Source organism: Deltaproteobacteria bacterium (assembly GCA_005879795.1).
Lineage (GTDB): Bacteria > Desulfobacterota > Binatia > DP-6 > DP-6 > DP-6.
Genome location: VBKJ01000224.1, coordinates 1 through 6123, shown reverse-complemented (window position 1 = coordinate 6123; position 6123 = coordinate 1). Strand labels below are relative to the sequence as shown.

The 6123-nt window shown below is 70.6% G+C and carries 5 protein-coding genes and 1 pseudogene; 4 read left to right on the top strand and 2 right to left on the bottom strand.

Annotated features, from left to right (window positions below; genetic code table 11):
- Window positions 1-436 (top strand): adenylate/guanylate cyclase domain-containing protein (locus E6J59_19290; GenBank protein ID TMB16309.1); only part of this gene is annotated, 436 nt, incomplete at its 5' end.
- Between the two features lie 394 nt (window positions 437-830).
- Here the strand turns inward: E6J59_19290 and E6J59_19285 are convergent.
- The gene (locus E6J59_19285; protein TMB16308.1) at window positions 831-2216 is read right to left on the bottom strand and encodes a hypothetical protein; all 1386 of its coding nucleotides are present in this window, start codon (window positions 2214-2216) and stop codon (window positions 831-833) included.
- Window positions 2217-2381: 165 nt separating this feature from the next.
- Between E6J59_19285 and E6J59_19280 the strand changes: the two genes are divergently transcribed.
- The gene (locus E6J59_19280) at window positions 2382-3380 is read left to right on the top strand and encodes a hypothetical protein (GenBank protein ID TMB16307.1); all 999 of its coding nucleotides are present in this window, start codon (window positions 2382-2384) and stop codon (window positions 3378-3380) included.
- 226 nt (window positions 3381-3606) lie between these two features.
- Here E6J59_19280 and E6J59_19275 read toward each other — a convergent pair whose 3' ends face one another.
- Window positions 3607-4650, bottom strand: a complete 1044-nt coding sequence (locus E6J59_19275) for a hypothetical protein (protein ID TMB16306.1) — start codon at window positions 4648-4650, stop codon at window positions 3607-3609.
- Between the two features lie 871 nt (window positions 4651-5521).
- Here E6J59_19275 and E6J59_19270 point away from each other — a divergent pair.
- Window positions 5522-5662 (top strand): annotated as a pseudogene (locus E6J59_19270) (GMC family oxidoreductase).
- A gap of 119 nt (window positions 5663-5781) precedes the next feature.
- Window positions 5782-6123: glyoxalase (locus tag E6J59_19265; protein TMB16310.1), on the top strand; the 342-nt coding region annotated here is incomplete at its 3' end.

The window sequence follows — 6123 nt, the reverse complement described above, 5'->3', positions numbered from 1 at the left end:
GCGGTACGGGCTCGAGAAGATCAAGACGATCGGTGACGCCTACCTGGTCGTCGCCGGTGCACCGGAACCTCGCCAGGACCATGCCGCGGCCACGCTCGACATGGCGCTCGCGATGCACGCCACCGTTGGGTCGGCGGAAATGTCCGCAGGTGTCCCCATTCGCCTCCGAATGGGCGTCGCCTCCGGTCCGGCGGTGGCCGGCGTCATCGGCCATCGGAAGTTCAGCTACGACATCTGGGGCGACGCGGTGAACCTCGCCAGCAGGATGGAGTCGACCGGAGGCCCGGGGAGCATTCAGCTCGCTGAATCGACCTGGCGACTCTGTCGCGACCGCTATTCGTTCACACCTCGAGACGTCGAGGTCAAGGGAATCGGAGCGATGCGCACCTACCTGCTCGACCCGAGTTCCGTCTCGCCGCGCGACGATCCCGACTGATCATCGCCATGCGGCGAGTGCCGAGAACCCCATGTCCGAGGGTGAGGGCACGTCACGACCTCTTCTCCCAGTTGCGGCCAACCTCGTGGGCTGCAACCTCACGTCGCGATGCTCGGCGCCTGCAGATAGGGAATATTAGCGGCCTTTCTCGGGCCAAGGCGAGAACGGCGCAAGGAAGGAGACGAAGCCGATCGCCAGCGCCGCCTTCAGGTGAACGCGCAGGGAGTCGGGATCGATCTCGGCGCCGGCGAGGAAGGTCAGGAGGACCGCCCCGAAGGCGGTGAGGAAGTTGACCATTCGCTGGTCTCGAGGCCGAGGAAGATGCCGCCGATCACTCCCACGCCGATCTCGATGCCCGAGCGAGGTACCGACCTGCGACTCGCTCCGATACGGTTCAGTGCCGCCGCCGCAGCCGGGCGAGCTCGGCGCGGAGCGCCGCCACCTCGCGCGTGAGGGCGTCGATCCGTCGCTGCTGCGCCTGGATCGCGCCGACCGCCATGCTCGTGTAGCCGTAGAGGTCGACGTGCCCACCGTCGGCCGCGACCGCGGGACTCGCGCCGACGTCGTCGATGATGAAACCCAGGTGCGCGCGCGCCCCCGGGGGCTCGCTCGTGTACCGGTAGGTCGTGAGACGCATGCGGCGCACCTCGTCCAGCATGCGGTCGAGGTCGCCGTCGTCGAGGTAGCTGACCTCGCGCTTCGCGTCGCGGCGGGAGATGGGACAGACGACCGCCGGATCATGGTCGGTGCAGAGCAGGCGCACGCCACAGCCGATCCCGGGGTCACAGGTCTCGTTGCGAGTCGAGCACGGCTCGCCGACTTTCTGGGTGGTGCACGGCTCGACGCCCGGGATCGGTCCGTCGAACGGCCCGCCGCACACCGGGTAGCCGCACGTCTTCCAGTACGTGCACGCGCCCGGGGCGCAGGGTTCGGGCAGCGTGGTGGTGGTGACCGTGGTGGTGGTAGGCGGGCACTCGGCGGCGGGTCCAGGGCAGCAAGTGATCCCGCCGTCGGGTCCCGGGCTCACGCACCGGCACTCGTGGAGGCAGACGCCGTCCCGGCAGGCGTCGAACGTGCAGGGATTACCGTCGTCGCAGTCGGCGTCGCTCGAGCACGGACCGGAAGGGAGGGTCGTAGTGGTGGTGGTGGGGCCCGGCGTCGGGGGCGCACAGCGCGGCGTGCAGTAGACGTTGAACGCGGGACATGGGTGGTCGGGCCCGCAGGCCTCGCCCGTGCACGCGAACCCGATCGTGTCGAAGCACCCGAGCTCCACCGCGCCGCACTCGCCGTCGTGCAGCTTGCAGACGCCCGCCGCGCGACGCTCGCAATCGCTGCCGTAGGTCTTCCCGTCACAGCCGCACACGGGCGCGTACTCCTGCGTGCACGCGACGGGCCGCTCGGTGCACGTGCCGCCGGTTCCGTCACAGCTCCCCGGGCGACACTCGCAGAACTCGTTCGGGCCGCAGTCGCTGTCGCTGTTGCACCCGCTACAGGACGCGCCGCCTGCCGGCTCGCAGGCGAGCATGGCGTGCCGGACCACACGGCGTGCGCAGCAACGACGGAGGCTGCCCTCGCGGACGGCCTGCTTGGCGAGCGACGCTGCGCAGCGCCAGACCTCGCCGGCCGTGCCGAGCGCACAGCAGTCACAGGCGCTCGAGACGTCCGTCTCGACGGCAGCCATCGCGGCCAGGTCGCCCGCCAGCTCGCCACATCGGGGACGCGCCTCGGCAGGGTTGGCGGCGGTCACCAGCAGAACGATCCCGACGAGCGCGACTCGCACGCGACGCCTCCCTGAGCCACCTTCCCTCCTATCACCGTCCCGGCTTCAGGGGAACGGGCCGTCACCCGAGACAATGCCCGCGCGGAAGCGGCGCGGGGGCGCGGGGAAGCGCCGGGGGCCGGATAGAGCGACGGCACATCAGGAGGCACCGTCCTCGTCAAGGACATCCGCCCGGGTGCGCTCGGCTCCTCGCCGCAGTTTCTCACGAACGTCAACGGGACACTCTTCTTCTCGGCTCTCGACGACGCCACCGGCATCGAGCTCTGGAAGAGCGACGGCACCGCCGCCGGCACTGTCCTCGTCAAGGACATCCGCCCGGGTGGGGCGAGTTCCAGCCCATCAGGCCTCACGAACGTGAATGGGACCTTGTTCTTCGACGCTTTCCAGGATGCAACCGGCGGGGAGCTCTGGAAGAGCGACGGCACCGCGGCCGGCACCGTCCTCGTGAAGGACATTCGCCCCGGCCCGGACAGCTCCTACGCCAGCCCATATCTCAACGTGAACGGGACGCTGTTCCTCACCGCGGACGACGGGAACACGGGGAGGGAGCTCTGGAAGAGCGACGGCACGGCGGCCGGCACCGTGCTCGTCGAGGACATCAATCCCGGGGCGAGCGCCACCTCGATCTACTTCTTGACGAACGTGAACGGGACGCTCTTCTTCGCCCCGGAGGAGTACAGCGCGGGACGGGAGCTCTGGAAGAGCGACGGCACCGCCGGCACCGTCCTCGTCAAGGACATCCGCCCGGGCTCGGCCGGATCCTTCCCTTCCGAGCTCACGAACGTGGGCGGCACGCTGTTCTTCGTTGCCCTCGATGGTGTCAGCGGCGCCGAGCTGTGGAAGAGCAATGGCAGCGCGGCCGGCACCGTCCTCGTGAAGGACATCCGCCAGGGGCCCGACCCGTCCTTCCGTGGCCCCGGATACCTCGTCAACGGCGGCGGGCTACTCTTCTTCACCGCCGCCGACGGGCTCGCTGGCACCGAGCTGTGGCGGAGCAACGGCACGACGGCCGGCACCGTCCTCGTCGAGGACATCGGGCCCTATCCGACCGAGTCCCGGCCCGAGTTCCTGACGGTCGTCGGCGGCACGCTCTTCTTCACCGCCGCCGACGGCGTTCACGGACGGGAGCTGTGGGCACTCCATCTACCGGCTGGGTGTCGATGAGGTGGACCACTTCGGCGCGCTCATGGTCGACACGTCAGAGCCGACCGTCTCCTCGTTCCCACCGCGAAAGACCTCGGCAGCCCGCCGTTGCCGTCGGCGCCTGCGCTCGCGGATCACTACCAGTGCTACAGAGTGCGGCCGAGCGTCGGCAGCCCGGTACTTCGGGGATTGCGCCTTACGTCCGGTAGGACGGCCCGCCCTCCGCCGGGGACAGCACGGCGCGCGCTTAGCGGGTGAGCTCGAACAGCTCGATCTCGCCGTCGAAACCCTTGACCCTGGCGGGTGGTAGCGGCGCGCACGCGAACGAGCCCTGCACCGCCGTTCGCACGTCGCTCGATACCACCACGTGTCCTGGGCGGGCGAGCTTCACTGCACGTGCGGCCAGGTTGACGACCGGCCCGAAGCAGTCGCCGTCGCGCAGCATCACCGCGCCGCTGGCGATGCCGCCCCGCACGGGTGGCAGTGCCGGGTGCGCGCGCAAGGCGTCGGTCAGGGCCAGCGCGACGCGGCAGGCCACCACGGGATCGGCCACCGAGTACATCACCTCGTCGCCGATCAGCTTGACCACCCGCGCGCCCATGTCCGTCACGGTGTCGGTGACGATCACCTCGAACTCCCCGAGCGCCCTGCCGAGTTCGGCGGTCGAGAGCTGCTGGCCAAGGGCGGTGGAGCCGACGAGGTCGACGAAGCCGACCGCGAGCTGCTGGACTTCGACACCCGCCTGGCGGTCGACGGACAGGAGCGAGCGGCGGGCGGCAAGGAAGTGCCGGCGCAGCAGCACCTCGATGCCCCGGAAGAGCATCGGCAGCAGGGTGACGGCCTCGGCGTTGGCCTTGGCCACCGCCAGGTCCACTTGCTCGCCTCCCAGCTGCGGCAGCTCGATGTTGACCAGGAAGGCCGAGACCCCGGCGTCGGCGATGCGGGCGGTGGCCAGGCCCATCACGCGGATGAGCTGGAGGACCGCGTCCCGCCCAAAAAGCTTCTCGGCCGCGTCGAGCATGGTGAACACCTCGGCCTCGCCCTCGCTCGCCACCGGGACGCCGGGGCCGGGGTCAGGGAAGCCCGCCGCCCGCCAGCGCTGCGTCACCACCTCGACGGGCACGCCCGAGCGCGCCGCCATGTCCGCCAGCGTGAGCGTGGGCCGCCCCAGGCGGAGCGCGAGCACCGATGCGAGCCCGGGAAGCTCGGCGGCATACTGCGCGAGGTCCTCCTCCGACGCGCCCAGCCCGACGAGGAACTCGATCAACGCCTGACGATCGTCCGCGGCCACGGCATTTGCTCGGTGGCCTGCACCTTTCGCACGCGGTCAGCACCCTGTCCACCGGTGCGGACTGCCAGCGCGAGTTGATTTCGAACGCGCCCTGCGCTGCAAGGCCGCCGTGCGCTGCCCACGAGGGCCGAGTCACGTGAGGGTGTGGGGCTGCACGGTCTTCAACGTCGCCATCGCTGACGTGCGGGCGCTCCGCGAACGCTGGGATCGAGAACCTCCACTGGCACGATCTGCGCCACCCGTTCGCCTCTGCGGACCGTTCAGGAGCTGATGGGCCACAAGACCATCGCGATGACGCTCGCCGCGACGACTCGACCCAGGGGGCGTCGGGGTCGGAACCGAGGCGCTCGACCCGAGCCCCGGCGCGGGGCCCGAGCGCGACCCGGTCCTGCACGGCCGCTCGCGAGTCCGGCGAGCGCGAGCGACTCGGCGGCCAACGGTTCGATGGTATCGCCGTCGTCGACGAGCCCGCGGCGGAGCAGCAGCCGCCCGACCCGCCGCGCGATCGTCGCGACCAGCCGGCGACGTCTGCAGCGCTGGGTGGCGGCACCGTCGGCGCGCGTCGGCGTCGCGCCCCGGATTGGCGGCACGTGCCGTTCGCGCGCACAACGGCCAATGAAACAGGTCGCTTCACGTCGGGCCGGGTCCCGGACGATCCAGCGCGTAACCCGGCCGCGACCATCCGCATCAAAACCGTACGAACGTCCGGCCCGCCTGCACGGCGCCGGCACAAGAGGGGCACTGTCAATGGGGTCTCGACGCTCATCACGGCCGTGGTAGGGCTCGCGGAGCGGGTCGGAACGGCCAGAAGACGTGCCGTCTCTGTGACTTCTACATCCCCTCTACTGACTGGGGCTACCCGATGGGGCACAACTGCAAGGCCCACGACGTCGACAACCTCTACGTCGTCGACGGGAGCTTCTTGCCCTCGAGCTGTGCCGTGAACCCGGCGCTCACCATCATGGCGAACGCGCTCCGGGTCGGTGACCACCTCCGGGAGCGGCTCGGGTGAGGCGCTCCACCACTCTCGCCGCCGGGCTCTTCGCGCTCGCCCTCGCGGCCCCGGCGCCTGCCTGGCCGGGCAGGGCGCTCGTCCGGGCGGTCGACTCGGTCGGGATCACCGTCTCGGACATGGACCGCTCCGTCCGCTTCTTCACCGACGTCCTCGGGTTCGAGCCCGTCTCGGACGTCGAGGTGGCGGGCGAGGACTACGAGCGCCTCGAGGGCGTCTTCGGGCTGCGCATGCGCGTCGTGCGTCTGCGGCTGGGCGAGGAGGCGATCGAGCTGACGGAATACCTGGCGCCGCGCGGCCGGCCGATCCCCGCGGACGCGCGCAGCAACGACCGCTCGTTCCAGCACGTCGCGATCGTCGTGAGCGACATCGACCGGGCGTACCGGCGGCTGCGAGAGCATCGCGCCGAGCACGTCTCGGCCGGGCCGCAGCGCCTGCCCGACTGGAACCCCAAGGCTGGC